Origin of the sequence: Kiloniella majae, from assembly GCF_002118315.1 — a bacterium.
Taxonomy (GTDB): Bacteria; Pseudomonadota; Alphaproteobacteria; order Kiloniellales; family Kiloniellaceae; genus Kiloniella; species Kiloniella majae.
In genome coordinates this window covers 1-18,947 of sequence record NZ_MTSZ01000003.1, presented here as the reverse complement: position 1 = coordinate 18,947, position 18,947 = coordinate 1, and the positions used below count along the sequence as shown (strand labels likewise).

At 46.9% G+C, this 18,947-nt stretch carries 17 protein-coding genes; 8 read left to right on the top strand and 9 right to left on the bottom strand.

Annotated features, from left to right (window positions below; all coding sequences use genetic code 11):
- Positions 1-4: 4 nt before the first annotated feature.
- The 3 genes from BKB51_RS09595 to BKB51_RS09585 form a co-directional block, all read right to left on the bottom strand.
- Positions 5-2,044 (bottom strand): NADH:flavin oxidoreductase, encoded by a 2,040-nt coding sequence (locus BKB51_RS09595; protein ID WP_085900893.1) that lies wholly within the window; start codon positions 2,042-2,044, stop codon positions 5-7.
- 129 nt (positions 2,045-2,173) lie between these two features.
- Positions 2,174-3,358 carry a mandelate racemase/muconate lactonizing enzyme family protein gene (locus BKB51_RS09590; RefSeq protein WP_085900892.1) on the bottom strand — a complete coding sequence of 395 codons (1,185 nt, stop codon included), beginning with the start codon at positions 3,356-3,358 and terminating at the stop codon, positions 2,174-2,176.
- 51 nt (positions 3,359-3,409) lie between these two features.
- A complete protein-coding gene (locus tag BKB51_RS09585; protein WP_085900891.1) occupies positions 3,410-5,005 on the bottom strand; it encodes a trimethylamine methyltransferase family protein in 1,596 nt (531 codons plus the stop codon).
- A gap of 102 nt (positions 5,006-5,107) precedes the next feature.
- Here BKB51_RS09585 and BKB51_RS09580 point away from each other — a divergent pair, with 102 nt between their 5' ends.
- Both BKB51_RS09580 and BKB51_RS09575 read left to right on the top strand, forming a co-directional pair.
- Positions 5,108-6,031, top strand: a complete 924-nt coding sequence (locus BKB51_RS09580; protein WP_085900890.1) for a LysR substrate-binding domain-containing protein — start codon at positions 5,108-5,110, stop codon at positions 6,029-6,031.
- Positions 6,032-6,065: 34 nt separating this feature from the next.
- Positions 6,066-6,524 carry a methylglyoxal synthase gene (locus tag BKB51_RS09575; RefSeq protein ID WP_085900889.1) on the top strand — a complete coding sequence of 153 codons (459 nt, stop codon included), beginning with the start codon at positions 6,066-6,068 and terminating at the stop codon, positions 6,522-6,524.
- A gap of 29 nt (positions 6,525-6,553) precedes the next feature.
- On the opposite strand, the gene BKB51_RS09570 is transcribed toward BKB51_RS09575, so the two are convergent.
- The 3 genes from BKB51_RS09570 to BKB51_RS09560 form a co-directional block, all read right to left on the bottom strand.
- Positions 6,554-8,047, bottom strand: a complete 1,494-nt coding sequence (locus BKB51_RS09570) for an alkaline phosphatase D family protein (RefSeq protein WP_085900888.1) — start codon at positions 8,045-8,047, stop codon at positions 6,554-6,556.
- 94 nt (positions 8,048-8,141) lie between these two features.
- Complete coding sequence (locus tag BKB51_RS09565; RefSeq protein WP_085900887.1) at positions 8,142-9,938, bottom strand: methyl-accepting chemotaxis protein; 1,797 nt, start codon at positions 9,936-9,938, stop codon at positions 8,142-8,144.
- A 138-nt stretch (positions 9,939-10,076) separates the two neighbouring features.
- Positions 10,077-11,153, bottom strand: coding sequence for a DmpA family aminopeptidase (locus tag BKB51_RS09560; protein ID WP_085900886.1), 1,077 nt, complete (start codon positions 11,151-11,153; stop codon positions 10,077-10,079).
- A gap of 230 nt (positions 11,154-11,383) precedes the next feature.
- Between BKB51_RS09560 and BKB51_RS09555 the strand changes: the two genes are divergently transcribed.
- The gene (locus BKB51_RS09555; protein WP_085900885.1) at positions 11,384-11,872 is read left to right on the top strand and encodes a YHS domain-containing (seleno)protein; all 489 of its coding nucleotides are present in this window, start codon (positions 11,384-11,386) and stop codon (positions 11,870-11,872) included.
- Between the two features lie 22 nt (positions 11,873-11,894).
- Here BKB51_RS09555 and BKB51_RS09550 read toward each other — a convergent pair whose 3' ends face one another.
- Complete coding sequence (locus BKB51_RS09550) at positions 11,895-13,340, bottom strand: MltF family protein (protein WP_158090190.1); 1,446 nt, start codon at positions 13,338-13,340, stop codon at positions 11,895-11,897.
- Positions 13,341-13,721: 381 nt separating this feature from the next.
- Between BKB51_RS09550 and BKB51_RS09545 the strand changes: the two genes are divergently transcribed.
- The 4 genes from BKB51_RS09545 (at position 13,722) to BKB51_RS09530 (ending at position 16,802) form a co-directional block, all read left to right on the top strand.
- Complete coding sequence (locus BKB51_RS09545) at positions 13,722-14,255, top strand: PAS domain-containing protein (RefSeq protein WP_085900883.1); 534 nt, start codon at positions 13,722-13,724, stop codon at positions 14,253-14,255.
- Between the two features lie 4 nt (positions 14,256-14,259).
- Entirely contained in the window at positions 14,260-15,411 is a 1,152-nt protein-coding gene (locus BKB51_RS09540; protein WP_085900882.1) for a methyl-accepting chemotaxis protein, read from the top strand.
- A 193-nt stretch (positions 15,412-15,604) separates the two neighbouring features.
- On the top strand, positions 15,605-16,090 hold the full coding sequence (locus BKB51_RS09535; protein WP_085900881.1) for a YajQ family cyclic di-GMP-binding protein: 486 nt from the start codon (positions 15,605-15,607) through the stop codon (positions 16,088-16,090).
- 136 nt (positions 16,091-16,226) lie between these two features.
- Positions 16,227-16,802, top strand: coding sequence for a peroxidase-related enzyme (locus BKB51_RS09530; protein ID WP_085900880.1), 576 nt, complete (start codon positions 16,227-16,229; stop codon positions 16,800-16,802).
- Between the two features lie 130 nt (positions 16,803-16,932).
- Here BKB51_RS09530 and BKB51_RS09525 read toward each other — a convergent pair whose 3' ends face one another.
- On the bottom strand, positions 16,933-18,144 hold the full coding sequence (locus BKB51_RS09525; RefSeq protein ID WP_085900879.1) for a serine hydrolase domain-containing protein: 1,212 nt from the start codon (positions 18,142-18,144) through the stop codon (positions 16,933-16,935).
- A gap of 71 nt (positions 18,145-18,215) precedes the next feature.
- On the opposite strand from BKB51_RS09525, the gene BKB51_RS20885 reads away from it, so the two are divergent.
- Positions 18,216-18,473 carry a carboxymuconolactone decarboxylase family protein gene (locus tag BKB51_RS20885; RefSeq protein WP_198946697.1) on the top strand — a complete coding sequence of 86 codons (258 nt, stop codon included), beginning with the start codon at positions 18,216-18,218 and terminating at the stop codon, positions 18,471-18,473.
- Positions 18,474-18,495: 22 nt separating this feature from the next.
- On the opposite strand, the gene BKB51_RS20970 is transcribed toward BKB51_RS20885, so the two are convergent.
- A partial coding sequence (locus BKB51_RS20970; protein WP_218044003.1) for a hypothetical protein occupies positions 18,496-18,947 on the bottom strand: 452 nt, incomplete at its 5' end.

The following is an 18,947-nucleotide window of genomic DNA, read 5'->3' as shown; positions in this document are numbered from 1 at the left end:
TTCCTTATAAATCTTTTGCGAGCCTGAGCGCATCGTAGATCGCCGCATGGGTATTTCGCGCGGCAACCGCATCACCAATTCTGAACAGCTGAAACTTGCCATCCGCATTGGTGGCAATTCTTTGTGGGTGCCCATAAATAAAGGCTTTGTGGTCAAGCTCACCAAGATTTACTGACCGAGGTTTAAGATCAAAATAGATCTCATCCATCGGAATAGTTCCATGATTGACAACAATCTGGTCATAGTTTTTTTCTTTGATTAGATCGCTATAATCAGTACCAATTTTGGCCCGTAGTCGGTTGCCATTCCGCTCGACATCCTTCAAGCGATAGGTAACGGTAAAGGTCACGTCCTTTTCTTGCATCGACCGCATATAAGGGACCAGATTCATTGCCATCACATCAGGTGCAAAACTACGGTCCGGTGTCATAATTTCAACTTTTGCACCCGTATTTGCAATGACTTCCGCGGCCTGCAATCCAGCATGATCCCCAGCATCGTCATAGACCAACACATCCTGTCCCGGCTTAACATCACCGGCAATGATATCCCAGCTGGAAACCACCAATTCATTACCACTTTTCAAAACTTCTGTATGGGGTAAGCCACCCGTTGCAATAATGACAACGTCCGGATTTTCCGCCTCAATATCTATAGCCTCTGCCCAAGTGTTAAATCGAAACTCGACATCCCGCGCAGCACATTGCGCCATGCGCCAATCAATGATCGAAATCATCTCGGCCCGCCGTTGACTTTGCGCAGACAAACGAATTTGCCCTCCCGGTTCCGGGGCAGCTTCAAAGACAACGACGTCATGCCCACGTTCAGCAGAAACACGCGCAGCCTCTAGCCCCGCAGGCCCTGCCCCGACGATGACAACTTTACGTTTTTGATCAGCGGGCGGAATATCGTGGGGCATTGTCAGCTCCCGACCCGTCGCCGCGTTGTGTATGCACAAGGCATCTCCGCCTTGATAAATGCGATCCAGACAATAGGTCGCCCCAACACATGGGCGAATATCATCTTCGCGACCCGCCATGATTTTTTTTACAATATGTGGATCAGCCATGTGAGCACGGGTCATGCCAACCATATCCAAAAGCCCTTCGGCAACTGCATAACGCGCTGTCGCAACATCGGGAATACGGGCAGCATGAAAGGTTGGCATGCCTGTGGCTTTTTTAACTTCCCCGGCAAAATCCAGATGAGGTGCTGATTTCATTCCCTGTACGGGAATGACATCTGTTAGGCCGGGATCTGTATCAATATGCCCGCGAATAACGTTGAGAAAATCGACCATCCCAGAACGCTGTAAACGCTTTGAAATTTCAATTCCTTCTACAACAGATATTCCATCCTTGTCCGCTTCATCCGCGGTATAACGAATACCAACAATAAACTTGTCGCCTACACGCTTTCGAATAGCTTCAAGCACATTGAGCGAAAACCGCATTCTGTTTTCCAGCGATCCGCCATACTCACCATCCAGTGTATTGGTGCGCGGCGACCAGAACTGATCCATCAGATGACCATAGGCTTCCAGTTCAATGCCATCCAGTCCGGCAGCTTTCATTCGTTCTGCCGCATCTGCATAATCCTCAATAATTCGAAGGATATCCCAGTCTTCCATCTGTTTCGGGAAAGCTCGGTGCGAAGCTTCACGGTGGTGCGATGGTGCAACGGCTGGTAACCAATCCCCTTTGTTCCATCCTGTTCTACGTCCCAAATGCGTCAGCTGGATCATCACGGCACATCCATGTTCATGACATGCATCCGTAACTTTTTTCATCCAGGGGACAACCTCGTCCTTGTAAGCCAACACATTATTGAACACAGGCGGACTATCACGGGATACGGCGGCCGACCCCGCAGTCATGGTCATACCAACTCCTGCTTTTGCCCGCTCTTCATGATAGGCACGGTAACGGTCCTTGGGCATTCCGTCTTCGGGGTAAGCTGGTTCATGGCTTGTGGTCATGATCCGGTTTTTGATTGTCAAATGCTTCAGCTTGTAGGGCTGCAACAAAGGATCATTACTGGCCATTTCTCTCTCCTGTTTATTCTTGTTCCGGTTCAGTTTTATCTGGCTTTTACCTGTTTTTCTGTCCGGAGTTTTCATTAAGGTTATATCAAAGCTGAAGCTTGGCAGACGTTTTTTACCCAGCTCAATTGGTTAATTAAGCGGCAATTGACGAAACAGACCGGGATTATCTGGATCGTTAAAATGGCTCATGGGGCCATGTTCAACAAAGTGCCCATGCCAGCGCTTCATCGCTTCTGGATCCAGCTCTACGCCCAAGCCAAGTCCTTCCGGTACTGCTATGGTGTTATTTGTCTGTCGGAAGGGGCCATTTTCAATAACATCTCCAATTTGCCAGCGAAACAGCGATTGAGAAGGTTCTGTGATCCACGGTGTTGCGGCAACAACATGCAGATAGGCCGCAGTCATAATACCCAAATCATTTGAATAACACCAAAAGCCTTTGCCCATTGCTTCGCAGGCTGCAATGAACTTCATTGTTTTCCCAATGCCACCAAGCGCAGCAAAATTACAAACAAAATAATCAGGTGCGCCCAGAGCAACTGCACGCCGCAAATCCGGCACGTGAGTCGAAAACGGAATAATCGAATGACGACGCAATTCGGCCATTTCCTCAAAGGTCGCAACGGGGTCTTCATAGTTCCGGATGTTATAGGGCTCAAGCTCTCTCAAGACCCAACGTGCCGTTGTTAACGACCATTGCATATTCGAATCAAGACGCAACATGGCATCAGCCCCAAGTGCTTCTCTCAAAAGACGCACAGTCTTGATTTCAAGCTCGGGATCTCCCTGAATAAGCTTACCCTCAAAATAACTAGAACCGTGTTCTTCCTTCATCTTCAGACAGTAATCAACAATGGCCTCGGGGGTCATTTCCCCTCCAGCACTATTATTTTCTGGCCGAAAAGCAAAATACTCGGTGAAGGGAATTTCTTTCCGGATTGCCCCACCTAATAATTTATAGAGCGGCATATTCATGACTTTTCCGCGAATATCCCAAAGTGCCAGTTCCAACGCACCAAAAGCAATTGAGATTGCGTTTTCGCCTGTATTTGCCGTTATCTGCCACGGCGGCACACAACGCGCTTCACAATTGGCAATATCCAATGGATCAGCGCCGATAAGAGCTGGGGCAATCTCTTCCTTGATAATCTCACCAAAATGCCACCACGGTGCTTCGCCCAGCCCGACAACACCTTCGTCGGTGAAAACTTCGATGATCGATTTTGATGCCCCGGGATAAAGCCCCGCTGTCCACCAGAAAGGCGCATCAAAAGGTACATTTACATGAGTGACTTTAATATCTGTGATTTTCATGACCAGGCCTTATCAATTCCCCAACTTCCATCCAATTTGACAAAGTAACCTCTAATACCAGGCATCTTTCATTTCAGTTTTCCGTCGGTTCATAAAATCAAGCAGTGCTTTGTCTGTATCTTCGGCCAAATGCGGCGCCTGATAATCTGCCAATATCTTTTTCCATCTGCGATTGGCGCGGACCATTGCATCATCCCCGCCCTGCTCGCTCCAGCTTTCGAATGGCTGATCATCGTTGAGCTCTGTATCCCAGTATGCCGTTTCATAATGAGAAAGCGTATGCGCCGTGCCAAACATATGCTGTCCCGGCCCCCCTTCACGCAAAGAAGAGATCCCCAAGGTGTCATCATTGATTTCAAGGCCTTTGAGGTAAGCGTGTAATGCCCCGCAAAGATCGGTATCCATAATGAACTTCTCATAGGACATTGAAAGCAAACCATCGAGGAATCCCGCAGAATGCAATACGTAATTCACCCCGCCCTGTACCGCAGACATCATCGACATCATGGCCTGTACCATAGCCTGACCATCGGGTAGTTTTGACGTCGCGAAATTACCCGCACAACGCAAAGGTAATTTCAATCGACGCGCCAACTGTCCCATGACCAGGCTCCCCAGCGCCGGTTCTGGCGTTCCAAAAGTCGGGCTACCGGATCTCAGAGACATGGACGACAAGAAAGAAGCCAAAATGGCCGGGGCACCGGGTCTGACAAGTTGTGTCAAAGCGCATCCGACCATGGACTCAGCCAAGCCTTGCGCCACCGCGCCTGGCATTGTCACCGGGCAGACAGCCCCACCAAGCAAAAACGGCAAATGGATGGAGCCTTGGCCAGCGGCGGCGTAAGCCCGAATGCCTTGGGTTGAAATTCCATCCCAAACCAAGGGCGATGTAGAGTTAAAGTTCCCCATGATCACACAGTTCTGATCAACAAACTCGGGGCCAAACAGAATGCGGCACATTTCAATGCTATCTTCAGCGCGTTCAGGGGCCGTGATCGACCCCAGAAACGGTCGATCAGAATAGCGAATATGCGCATAAACCATATCCAAATGCCGTTTGTTCACGGGGATGTCCGTTGGCTCACAGATCGTTCCTCCGGAATGGTGAAGCCATGGGCTGGATTGTGCCAATTTCACAAAATTTTCAAAATCATCAAGGGTTCCATAACGCCGCCCCTTATCCATATCCATCACAAAAGGTGAACCATATGCCGGGGCAAAAACCATTGCATCACCACCGATTTCCACTGATTGCGCCGGATTTCTCGCATGTTGTGTAAAACGCTCGGGGGCCGTTTTGAGAAGCTCGCGGATCATGCCGGGTTCGAATTTGATATTCCAGGCGTCCGCAGAAATATCTGTGACTTGTCCGCCCGCTTTTCGAAATAGCTCTACTGTTTCGGGATCTTCTCGAAACTCAATACCTATCTCTGCCAGAATAGTATCTGCGGCTTTCTCGATTTTTATCAGATTCTCTTCATTGAGCAGATCATAGGTTGGAATGTTACGACTTATGAAGGGAGTCTGCAGATGCGAATTCTGCCCTGCCCCATCCATTCGACTTGCTTGTCTGGCAGCACGTCCGCGATTTCGAGCTCTTCCTACGCGATGCTCATTACTATCAACACGATCAACCGACTGTTCCATTGCCTTACTTTCTTCCGAGAATAATAGGAATAGGCATATGGTATACTTATGCAATATAGTTGTGACTGACTAAAAATCTTATTCTTAGGCTAAGTTTAATTTATGCGAAAATTAAAATCACTTATCCAATCTCCAGCGTCCCTCTTCTCGTTTGAAGCAGCAGGCAGGCACTTATCCTTTGCCCGGGCTGCAGAAGAACTCAATGTCAGCCAAGCCGCGATAAGCTACGCGATCAAACAGCTTGAAAGTGCATTGAATGTGCAGCTTTTTTATCGTGGGCATCGCTCGGTTGAACTGACAAATGCGGGTAAACGCTTTCACAACGATGTGACCATGGGTCTTGGCCATATTCACCGTTCTGCCGAAGAGCTCTCGCGTTCGGATAGTGAAGGCAGCATAACGCTTTCTTGCTCAACGGCCTTTGCCAACTATTGGATCGTGCCAAGACTAGGCACACTCCGGGCCAAGAACCCTGAAATTGATCTGCGATTACAAACCACTGATAAGGACATAGACCCAGCAATCGAAGGGATTCCACTGGGCATACGACGCGGCACAGGCGATTGGCCCGGTCACGATGCCATTCAAATCGCCAGTGAAGAAGTATACCCTGTTGCCAGCCCTCGGTATCTTTCTGAAAACGGGCGTCCGAAAGACGCGGTTGAGTTAGCTGCACGGCGCTTGATATATCTTGAAGAACCTTACCGTGACCGCCCAAACTGGAACACATGGTTTCAGGCAAAGGGGTTGGTCTGGAAAGATTACGGCGAGGGTTTACGCCTGAATGACTACGCCCTAGTTATCCAAGCAGCACTGGCTGGTGGTGGTATTGCCCTGGGTTGGTGGCATCTGGTTGACCATCTCGTAGAACACGGTCTGTTGGTAAAGCTGGATGATAAGCCAGTTCACTTTGGTGGAGACTTTTGGGTTTTATGGCCGAACCATAAACCGCTAAGCCCACAGGCGGAACGTGTGCGAGACTGGTTGACTTCTTCGCAAAATTCCTTGGACAATGGTCTCTATTAACGCGATATTATCCCCAACAAACAAGGAGATAATAATGTCCAGCAGTTCCGCCAACAGTCCCAAACGCACAATTGCAATGGTTGCCCACGACCGAATGAAACCAATTCTTTTAGAATGGGCCGACGAAAACCAAGAACAGCTTAAAGAGTTTCGCATTGTTGCAACGGGAACAACAGGCCGCTTGTTGGCAGAAAACCTTCCTGAGCATGACATAACGGCCTTTAAAAGCGGGCCACTTGGCGGCGATCTGCAAATTGGTGCGCTCATTTCCAACGACGAACTGGATGCGCTATTCTTTCTTGTCGACCCCATGACTCCACAGCCACACGATGTTGATGTCAAAGCCCTGATTAGAATTTCTACCCTTTATGAGACACCTGTTGCCTGTAACCGGACAACAGCTGATTTCATCCTTCGAGGCATTACTGAGCAAGGTTATCAAAAACGTCCAGCTCATCCCATGATCGAAGAGTACGTCACTCGCACAGTTTAAAACCTGTAGGCCAATCAGTTAAATACATATCACTCAATAGCATGGATTACTTTTGTAACAGGGGTATCCAAGCCTTCGACATACCAGTTCGCCCACAAGCGATTTTCCTTATCCGGTTCCAGGCTCAGGAAATTCCGGGCAAGCATATATTTTCTTCGCTGTGTTGGTAACTCCATCATCCGTGCTGTAATGCCTTGCTCAATCGGCTCAACTTCATCGCTTAATTGCGTTAACAACCACCCCATCAGCTTTGGTGGGGAAGGATGAACAATTCCAGAGGCTGTGAGCTGGTTTATAACCTTTGATCGCCCAGAGGCAGGTTCTCCCCGCTCGCTTTCAATAACGCCCAGACAAGCAACGTGCACATCGCCAGAAAGAATGGTCACACGACAAGACTTATCAGTCATGAGTCCAAGTAATCGATGAATCATCCGCAAACGCTCTGCACGATGATTAGGGCTTTGCCAGTGATCTCTTAAATCATCTTCCAGTTCTTGCTCACCCGGCAACCACCCCATGAGACTTTCAATAGACCCAAAATCCGCGTGTACGACAGGCACTGGAGAGACAAAGAGCAAATGCCTTGGTCCCCCCTCGCCAACAGACTTCAAGCCATCAAGATATTGCCAAATCAAATCCCAACTTTCCCGAGAGAGAACTTGCTTTTGTGTTCTTTCCGTTCGAGCATCCAATGCAAGCACCAGATAATTTCCAGTCTGGTGGATCGTCGAAAAACCTTTGGTCGGCAAAGATGCGGGATGCTTTTCGTTCTCTGATATTGATAGTTGCTGTTGGAACAGGCCAAAATACTTACGCGCTATACTAAAGATTCCCTGATAAACCTCGCACTCCTGATCTTCGACAGCATAGGACCCCCAACCATCGAAGATATCATGATCGTCCCACATCATAATGGTGGGGATAGAGGCGAGCGCCTCAGCCACAACAGGCTGTTTCCACCGCTGACAATAGAGATCAAAATAGAAACGATCGACCTGATCCCGCATCACAGCGGTAAATTTACGTTTTCTGCGTTCACCCCTCGGTAATTCAACCCACTTTTTAATCTCGGAACACCGTTCCCAGATTTCATCGGCATAGACCTGATCACCGCCCATAATCATCAAATTATAAGGCGTCACCCGATGCTGAAAGAGCAGGGTCTTCCACATAGCATTTTTATCATCCACTTTTTTGATTTCACTCGGGGAAGAAAAACCATTACAGGAAAGAAAGGTCATTTGAGGATCAGTATCGCGGGCAGGAACACTGAACATCCAAAAATCAAACCCAATAAAATACTTAACCTCTATAGGATCATTTTCGCGTAGCACACGAATATCAAACCGCGATGCAACAAAGCCTTTTGTTTCATACAATGTAGAACGAGATACACATTTCCCTTTTTCCAGATTGAAGACCAAGTCTGCGGTCGATGTCTTAGAAACAACCAATATCGACAGATCCCAAAAGTCGTCCTCTGCTGTTCTCAAATTCAAAATAGGTCCAAGTTTGAGGTCCATGATATCGCTCCCTAAATTTTATGATTATTTAGAGAGGATATATGACGCCAATAACCTATTCCACATTAAGTTGAATTTAGTGCAAACAAAATCTCTAAACAGGCGATGATGCCGCGTTTAGAATAAGCCTTAGGTCGTTCTGCATATGACCTAAGGCTGACTTGATCATATCAGAAGTCTTCATCAATTTATCAGTTGCATCCCCAGTGGTTCGAGAAGCATCCCGCATGGCTGCCGTACTGCCGGATACTTTGTTGGCATTTTCCACAGAGTCCTTAACAAAGCGGGCGATCCCGTTCGATGCATTTGACTGCGCTTCAAACAGTTGCACCAGGCCACGCATTGATTGATCCACCTGATTGATACGCCCTTCGATAGTGGTAATGCCCTGTGCGGCTTGCTCGGATACATCACGAATAGATTTAACCCTGACAGCAATTGCATCTGTGGCCTGTGATGTTTCTGCAGACAACTTTTTGACTTCTTCAGCCACTACAGCAAAACCCGCCCCCGCCACCCCGGCGCGCGAGGCTTCAATGGTTGCGTTCAAAGCCAACAAGTGTGTTTGTCCGGCAATCTTTTGAATCATCTCAATAATTTCTTCCACCTGATTAGCCGTTTCATAAAGATCTTCAACGGTGGAATGTGCCTCTTTAGTATCTCTCGTTGCCAAAGATGTCAGCTTGATCTGCTGATCAACAGCTTCCGACATTTCCGAGCTACAGGATATGAGATCTTCGGAAAGCTCCCTGATTTCACCAGCCATTTTGGCATTGATATCTGCCAGTTCGATTGTTTCACCGGCTTGTTGGTTGGTGTTCGTCGCAAAGTTTTGTAGCTGATCGGACATAACGGCAAGATCATCCGCATGCAAAGTAACGCTTTTCACGCTGGAGTTCATACCACTTTCAAGTTGTGATGCCACATTGATAAGTCTGTCTTCAACAGCCTTTTGATTACGTAAACGCTCTCTCTCATTTTCTTCACGCAGAACAGCAGCTTCCTCTCTAGCCTGTTGAAAACGTTCAATCCCGCGAGCAAGAGAGCCGATTTCATCAACACGGCCAGTCTCGCGTAAGTTCACATCTCCACCATCAGCAACTTCCCGAGCCGCTGTTTGCAAGCGAACCAGAGATTTGGTTACCAGACTACGATTTACGCCAAAGATAACACCGAGAATCAAAATAACCGCCACACTACCGAGGCCAATTGAGATGAAAAATGCCAAATCAGCAAAAGCTTTTACTTCTTCGTCTTTTTCACGAATAACATCGACATGCTCAAGAATAGCAATCCGTTTCTGTTCCGCTTCTAATGTCGCATCCGCCAATATTCCCTTGAGGGACAAAACCTTGCGCCCCAAAGCATCGTCACCGGAATTTTCCTGAGAAATTCTCGCTACTTCCCCCTCAATATCTGCAACAGAAAGGCTGTCAAAACGAAATTCCTTTACCTTGTCCTGATATTTATTGCTGGCGAAAACACCCAGAGACACGGCAGGTTTCCCTACGCCTTCATCAATAACAAAGAAACCGTTCTTGGACAGATCTCTGCGCTGATTTCTTTTTTTATAACGCGCCTTAATGCCATTACGTCCATCATGAATTGTTACGCTTGCCCCTTGAGACAGAGCCCAGTTTTCGATTTCTTTCGAGGCATTAACTTCAAGATGGGTCCCGATGGAAAGATAACTTGTTTGCAGGTCTGTAATTTCTGCCCGCAATGTCTGATTCATTTCACGTAAAAGCTGGGTACGGGCCTCTTCTTTCTGCATGATGGTTTTCATCAGAAGCTCAAAACCGAAAAGCAGTCCAGCCATCAAGGGCACAAGCACCGTGATCAAAGCGATAATCAGTTTGATATCAATTCGGGATTTTATAGCGGTAAACATAATACTCTCACAATGTAATCAAAATATTTACTTTTTCATGGTGAGAATCGATATCAACTGATGATGACAGTTTTACTGACTTTTAATGACCCTATTTCTATAAATTATCTTTTTAACCATATACTTATAGCGTAAAAATCATTTCAAAATCTCTGCAAGTCGCTCTAGCGGTAGCTCATGAACAACTCGCCCTTTATAGCCAATGGTCGTTGTCGCCTTGCATAGAGAATTAACGATAGCTTCCTCGGTGGCCTCAACCACGCCGTGGAAAAGCACATTGGTGTCTTTCTCTGGAATAATCTTTAAACCTTCGTGCATCCCCTCTTCGCGCAACTTTAAAATATTCCCCGTAGAGAAAGCGATGGCATAATCGCCACTGCCGTTATGACCAAAACCGCCTGTTCGCCCTAATCCCAATGTAGCTCGTCGGGCAAGACGATCACACTGTTTGGATGAAAGTGGCGCATCGGTTGCGACAACGATAATGATTGACCCATCTTCGACATGGGGAACTCTTTTATGATCTGGCACAGGAACTTCCGAGCTCGGTATTTGCTCGCCAACCGGAACACCGTTAACACGAAAATCTTTACGGTCGCCATAATTCGCCTGTACCAGCACACCAACGGTATAGGTTTCGCCCAAGATGTTCACCTTTCGAGAAGACGTCCCTATCCCCGCCTTGAAATCATGACAAACCATACCCGTTCCACCACCGACACACCCCTCTTCCACAGAACCAGAATGAGCATCATCCATGGCATGGGCAACATGCTGGGTGGTCAAAGCAAAGGCGTTGGGATCACTCAACCACCCATCCCAGGTCTCAGCTACAATCGGGTGCGTACCACTATGCGTGTCCTTGTCATCACAAAGCTGACTGATTCCCCGGTGAACCGCGCCGACCCCGTAATAAGACGTCAAAAGAATAGGAGACGACAGTTGTCCGGCTTCTTCCAACCAACCCCGTCCCGTCATTTCCCCATAACCATTAAAGACACTTGATCCGGCAAAGACACCATGACTCCAGAGCTTTTCTTTCCCCAGCGGCAAGATCGCCGTTACGCCCGTGCGCAAGATTGATGGGCTATCTTTCAGAACGGAACAGTGCCCGACTTCAAGACCAGGAACATCGGTGATTGCATTCAGGGAACCAACAGGCAAATCACCAACTGTTATCCCTAGATCACGTAACCGTTTTCTCTGATTTGTCATTCTTAAATCTTTCTGCCCAATTATGATCCCCGACATTAAATCAAATCGGACTGATCCGTATAGAGAGCAGGATTAAAAAAATTGATGTACATGAACAGATTATCGGGAATACCCTACACAATATCTTGTCCCAAAAATCCTCACACGACAGCCGCTACTCAACGAAATGTGATATGTACTTTATCCAGACACCACTTATCTTGTTAGCAAAGATAATAGGAGAAGAAACAATGCCTCGTTCCCACGATATAAACAGACGCCATTTCCTGAAAGTCACAGGTTCAGGGTTTGCTGCGGCCTTTCTTATGTCGGTGCCGACAAGGTCCTATGCCGCGCAGGACCCGGTTTACACCAGCTTTCTCTCTTCTGTTGCGATTAATGGCTATGATCCCGTCGCCTATTTTAAAGCGGGCAAGCCGGTAGAAGGATCCAAAGATCACAAAACTGAGTGGATGGGGGCAACCTGGTACTTCTCCAGCAAGGAAAATCTGGATACCTTTATCGCAATGCCAGAGACCTTTGCCCCACAGTACGGCGGCTATTGCGCTTGGGCAGTGGCACAGGGAGATACAGCCTCGACAGATCCCCATGCCTGGAAAATTGTCGATAATAAACTCTATTTAAACTATAGCGCTGATATTCAAAGTCGATGGGAACGAGATATTACGGGCAACATCCAAAAAGGCGACAATAACTGGCCCACGGTTTTAAACGACTAGAATTCTAATAGCGCACAAACGTCTAATCTTTGGCCAGATCACTGACATGATAGTCAAAGGCAAGCCGATAGGCGCTGTAGTATTTTGTAATATTCGCCACATAATCTACGGTTTCGCGCCCGATAATCTTACGCGCAATTTGCTCGACATTGGAAAACCACTTGTTAGGGTTTAACCCTTCTTTTGCAGCCTGCTCCCGCATGGACTGAACCTTGTTTGGCCCCGCATTATAAGCCGCGAGCATAAAGTCCAGACGGTCATCGTCAGCAATATCAGGATCATCAAAATAAACATCACGCAGATGAGCAAGATATTTTGCACCAGCATGAATATTACCGTCAATATCATCAACATTCGTGATATTAATCGGGTTCCCGGCTGCCGTTGTTGGCAAAACCTGCATTATACCAATCGCCCCGGCATCGCTTTTGACGGATTGATCCAGCCTTGATTCCTGATAACCGAGTGCGGCAAGTGCAAGCCAATCTATACCGTACTCCAGACCGTATTTTTCAAAAAGCTTCCGCTTGGTTTTCAGCTTTTTACTCTCCCCGCTATGAAGAGGATTCTCGATCCACTTTGTTTGCTCAAAATATTTTTTGAAGTAAATATTTCCGAGCAAGCTCCCCTTCTTCACAGATTTCATTGATTTGTTTATCGCCGTCATCAATTGTGGGCTATCTTTGCGAATGGCCCATGCAAGTTTACCGTCGTCTCGGATCGTGATGTCTTCATAAACTCTCAAATTTGGCAGAATTTCCGCCCAATTTTGAGCAACATGCAGGTCGGCAATGGTAAAATCAACAATCCCCGAATTCACCATCTGTAAAATGTCTTCATCGGTTAATTTTGTATTCGCAGGAATCATCTTGATAGGTGAAAGACCGCGCTTGTCAAAATCTTGGTTAATCAACGCGAGATGCTCGGCAAAGCTACTCTCCGGGTTGATAAAAATGGCATTTCCGGACAGATCTTCCAGCTTATCAATCGCAGGAAAATCAGCTCTTCCAACAATAATTTCGGCAACATTTTGCAAATAGGGCTTGGTAAAGTCGATACTTTCCCTGCGCTCTTTGGTAATGGTCAGGCCTCCAACAGCAATGTCACCGTAACCTGCTTCGAGTAATGGAAGAAGATCGCCAAAAGCCACAGGTTTATAGATGAAAACGATGGGCCACTTATCTTTGGGGATTTGCTTTTGAAGCGACTGACGGAACTCTTCCATCAAATCATATTCAAATCCGCGTGGTTTTCCGTCAGCTATAAAGAAGTTTGTCGGGCTGTAATTTACCAGAACACGGATAGTACGCTTTTCAACTAACGCATCCAGATCCCCCACATAATTATCACCGGATTCAATCAAAAGGCTCGGGGCCGCAGACGGCGCATCTGGAAAAAACAGAACAAGAGAACCAAGAAAAGCAATCAGTTTTAAAGAACGCTTTACGAGAAAAAAACACCTAAACAAAATCAGCCCCTTTTCGAGTTTTGAGAACCCTATCAGATTTCTGTGTAAAAATCTGCACCCGCAAAACGCGAAAAACAATTAAAAAGGGATTGTAACAATAACATTTCTCCCTTAAGTAGTTATTTATTAAGGGATTACAGGCTATTCTTTTCGTGGAAAAGAAGGGTCGAAAATCGCAGAAAACCCATATTTCACATATACCTTTTTATACATAAAAATATATGTGAAATCATGACTTTTTTTCATAAAATCTTAACATGTGCGGTACCAAAACCTAAGTGCGTTAAACCAGGAAAACTGAACGTAACGAATCGTTCACTTTAGTGCTCGCAGTACGACTGGATCTTACACTATTTTTGCCACCCCTTTGCCGAGGTCCAAATGAAGAATTTGCCCATTACAAATAAGGAACGTTTTTTTGCCGATGATGACATAATCGTCAGCAAAACCGACCTGAAAGGCCGCATCACCTATGCCAATCAAACTTTCCTGGCCATCGCTGATTACAAGGAACAAGACGTCTTGGGTCAGCCTCACAGCCTAATTCGTCACCCTGATATGCCGCGATCAGTTTTCAAGCTCTTGTGGGATACCTTGCAGAATCAGCAAGAGATATTCGCCTACGTAAAAAACCGTGCCAAAAACGGTGATCATTACTGGGTCATAGCCCATGTTACCCCCAGCAGGAATGCCCAAGGGAAAATTACAGGATATCATTCCAACCGGCGGGTCCCGGATCGATCCATTCTGGATGAAACAATTATCCCCCTATACCGGGAACTTCTGGCGATTGAACAAAAATCGGACAGAAAAACCGGGTTGGAAAATTCCTATAACAAATTGGCCAGTGTCCTGCAGGATCAAGGGCTGGCCTATAACGAATTTATTGCAAAAATCATGCGGAAAGCGGGGTAAGGTTATGTTTGGAAAATGTTCCGACAAAGAGCTGCAGCAAATACTGGATGTATGCACCGCCGTTTCCAACGGTGATTTCGAAGCCAGAATTACCAACATAAAATCAAAAGGTAAAACCGCAGAAGTCATGCACGCAGTCAACCTGATGATTGACCGTACAGATGCTTTTATGCGCGAAGCAACGGCTTCGCTGGAATATGCCAGTCAGAATAAATACTATCGCCGTATTGCCGAAAAGGGCATGGTCGGATCCTTTGGTGTCGCCAGTAGAACCATCAATCAGGCTATGGATTCTATGGAGACCAGGGTCACTACTTTCTCTGATATTATCGATCAATTCCAAACCTCGATGGGATCGATTGTATCTACTGTCTCCTCAGCCTCGACAGAGCTAAATGCCACGTCAGAGACCATGACCAGCACAGCCAGCCAAACAAGCGAACAGGCCACGGTGGTTGCCGCCGCAGCCGAAGAAGCTTCGGTTAACGTCCAGACCGTTGCCTCGGCCGCGGATCAGCTGTCCGGTGCTATCAATGAAATCAACCAGCAGGTTCTTCAATCTTCTGGCGTGTCGATTGAGGCTGTCAAAGAGGCACAGGCAACTGCGACCATGATTTCAACACTGTCAGATTCATCACAAAAAATTGGTGAAGTGATGCACCTGATCAAGGATATTGCCGAGCAAACCAACCTGCTTGCCCTCAACGCAACCATCGAAGCCGCACGCGCCGGCGAGGCAGGGAAAGGTTTTGCGGTGGTCGCTTCAGAGGTAAAGAACCTCGCTAACCAGTCGGCCAAAGCTACCGAAGAAATCGCACAACAGATTTCAGGCGTACAGGACGCCACCAACAATGCAGTTGCTGCCGTGGATAAAATCAAATCGGTTATTGAGCAGATCAATGAAAGCTTCACCGCCATTTCCGCCGCTATCGAAGAACAGGGAGCCGCGACACGAGAAATCGCTCGCAACGTAGACGAAGCCTCTGCCGGAACGACAGAAGTCACCAGCAATATCCAAAAGGTAACCCAAGGTGCTGTCGAAACTGGTCATGCATCAAAAGACGTCTTAACCGCCTCTGCCGAGCTTGCAAAGCAGGGCGAGGTTCTCAACACCGAGGTAAACAGTTTCCTTTCATCCGTCCGGGCCGTTATCTAACAAACGATCCAAGCTGTTAAAGTGAAGACTTTTATATTTTAACCCCCGTACAGTTCGGCTATTCTGCTTTGTGATCACACATAGCATGCCGACGGTACGGGGATTTGTTTTGCCCCACTGCTCGCGCTTTAAAACACACTATAACGTCAAATATCAGTAAATACTGACAGCAATAAATAAGGAAGAATTCACGATGCCATCATTTGATATCGTCTCCAAAACCGATATGCCAGAAGTCAACAACGCGCTTGATGGTGTGCGTCGGGAAGTCACCCAACGCTACGATTTCAAAGGCTCTAGCTGTGAAATCACCATTGAAGGCGAGGTCATCACCATTCTGGCCGATGACGATTTGAAACTGACCCAAATGCAAGAACTGCTGAAAGGTCATGTTACCCGCCGCGGTATCGACGCCGCGGCACTGGACTTTGGCAAAGAAGAAGCTGCATCCGGTAACATGGTTCGTCAGCACATCACGCTGAAACAAGGCATTGACCGCGAACTGGCCAAAAAGATCACCACTGCCGTTAAACAGTCCAAACTCAAAGTACAAGCGGCCGTTCAGGGCGATGAAGTCCGCATAACCGGTAAAAAACGCGACGACCTTCAGGGTGCCATCGCCATGCTTAAGGAACTGAACATCGAACAGCCCCTACAATTCGAAAACTTCAGAGATTAAGACTGAGGCCTAGCTAAAGTTACGAAAGCCCGGCATTCATGTCGGGCTTTTTTAGCTGATACCAACAGCACGCACTTCTTCACTCTCAATCCTCTCTTCTCTGCTCGAACGCACACTTCAATAAGGAAACAGATCAATGTCTTCTCACCCGATTAGCCGCTATCCCGTGCCAGAATTGAATGCGCTTCCTGATGATATCAAAGAGAAGATTTTGGCCGTTCAGGAAAAAGCAGGCTTTATTCCCAACGTATTTCTGGTGCTCGCCCACCGACCGGAAGAATTCCGCGCCTTCTTTGCCTATCATGATGCCTTGATGAATAAAGAGAGCAACCTGAGCCAAGCAGATCGAGAGATGATCATCGTCGCAACCTCCAGCGACAATGCCTGCCAATACTGTGTTGTCGCCCATGGCGCGGTTCTACGTATTCGGGCGAAAAACTCCCTGATTGCCGACCAAATCGCCACCAACTATCGCAAAGCTGATATCTCCCCAAGAGAAATGGCAATGCTGAATTTTGCCCTCAAGGTCTCCAACAATGCCCAGTCAACCAACGACGAGGATTTTGAAAAGCTTCAAGCCCACGGCTTCACCGATGAAGACATCTGGGATATCGCCGCCATAACCGCCCTCTTCGGCCTGAGCAACCGCATGGCCAATTTCGCCTCCATGCGCCCGAATGACGAGTTCTATGCTATGGGGCGGGATATATAGCTTTCCCGCTCTAGAGCTAAATGTACGGAAAGATGCTCACAGCTAGGGAGATTAGCTAAAACAAGACATTGTTTAGAAACTCTTTATCTTATACAGGCTCCTGTGCATATTCCTCCATCATGAAAAAGGGTTAAGTATGTGCCTGTACAATGAGAGAAATAAGCGTGTTAAACTCACGCCGAGTGATAAAACGATGTTCGATGCAATATTCGCTCTTGCTGTTGTCGCTATCCCGGCATGACAGAATGAGCTTCTCGAGAGCTTTTTCTCCTTCATGACCACCAGCCTCGATCATTGGCAGGAAGCGTTTTAAAAATTCGGTAGAATCTGATTGATGAACGATTACCGTGTCCCATGCAGGCACAACAAAAAGAGCCTGATTTCCAAGCCCCCAAGCCCAAAACGATCCTTCTGGCAAGTCTGTTTCAGGACCAGGAACCCACCATAAATACCCATGCGCCCATCTCAGGCCGCTCATTCCAGTGACGGTGTAGTCTTTTGTTGCGCGATCTACCCAGCTTGCTGGTAAAATCTGTCGATCATTCACCCGACCATTGTTGAGGAAAAGCCGCCCAAACTTAACAAGGTCCCGGGCCGACATACGGAAAGCTGCAGCCTTATGCATAGATATGTCTGTATCAACGACATAAGATACTGCCGAAACATCGAAGTCCTTCATCCCTGTAGGTTTGGCAATACCCTCTTTGAAAGCCGTTGCTATTCCTAAGCCAGTGCTATCTTCAAAAATCGTCGTTAAGGCATTATAATCCCAGTTATTATAAGCCCATACTGTACCAGGTTTGTTCTCTGAATGGCCCAATCGTTTGTTTATGTCAGCTTGCAATCCACCCGAGGCCGCCGCAGGGTGATTGATGCCTGAAACGCTTCTGAGTAGATTTAATACTGTAGCTTTCTTCTGAAGGGGCGTAAGTGGCGAGGGGGTATCATCAATCTCCAACTCCTGCAGTGTAGCGTCTAAGTTAATATACCCTTGTTCCTTGCCAAGGTGCTGACTAACAAGAGCGCTGAGGAAAGACTTACGCATTGAGTGGGTGGCATATGGTTTTGAGAGATCACCGAATGCACCTACGACTTCATTGTTCGTAACAATGACGAAACTATCGGTACTGAGTGTTGCGACATGATCAAAGACGGTAGTAAGCTTATCTGGAGACCAGCCCAAACGTTGAACTCTTTCATCACTGAGACGCGTTATGTCAAGAACACGCATTGGTGCAGATGACCTGGAAAGGCCTCTCTCCCCTGTCATGATTAAGTAAGTGAATACGATTACGGCGATGGTGACGAGGCCCGATACCCACACGGCTGCATTAAGTCTCATAACACATCTCTCCGATAGTGCTAGATCAATTAATCTTAACTTTAAGATGTAGTTTCGATGATGAGTTTGCAATGGCGTACAAAATATTTCCAGGGCTTCTCAGGGAAATTGAATACGTACTCTCGCCATATACTGTCAATGAGGGAAATGGCAATGCCCTGGCAACAAACGACGAGGATTTTGAAAAGCTCCAAGCCCATGGCTTCACGGATGAAGATATCTGGAACATCGCCGCCATAACCGCTCTCTTCGGCCTAAGCAACCGCATGGCCAAGTTCACCTCCATGCGCCCCAACGATGAGTTCTATTCTATGGGACGGGATTTGTAGCTATTTTTCAGATCTTTTTGGTTCAATTCGCGTAGAACTCTTGAAGAAATAATTCCACCTCATCTAGGTTTGCACCAATAGGCAATCGTTTATCATAGAGCACGTTAAGAGCTTCCAAATCTTTAGCATGAAAATAAACACCACTATCAACATCAATTTCCCGAACCCGAAGGAGTCCCAGTGTCACAACAAGAAATTGATAAAAACAATTCCCTATCACGTGGTTACTCGAATTCAAATTGATCAGAAAAAATGATGCCGTTATTTCCGAGCTATCTGAAGTTTTAGTGTATCGGGAAAAGTTACATGGCTGATCTATTATCTTGCCTTCTCTCTCTAAAGAATCATAGAGACGATTAAAAGGAGAGAAGAAATAATTTGGCTTTTTTCTAAGCTCTGTCGCGTCCTGAAATAAGTTTACATATTGGAGACTTATGATGGGACCTTCAAAGAAAGAGCGAGTAAAGCGTAGTC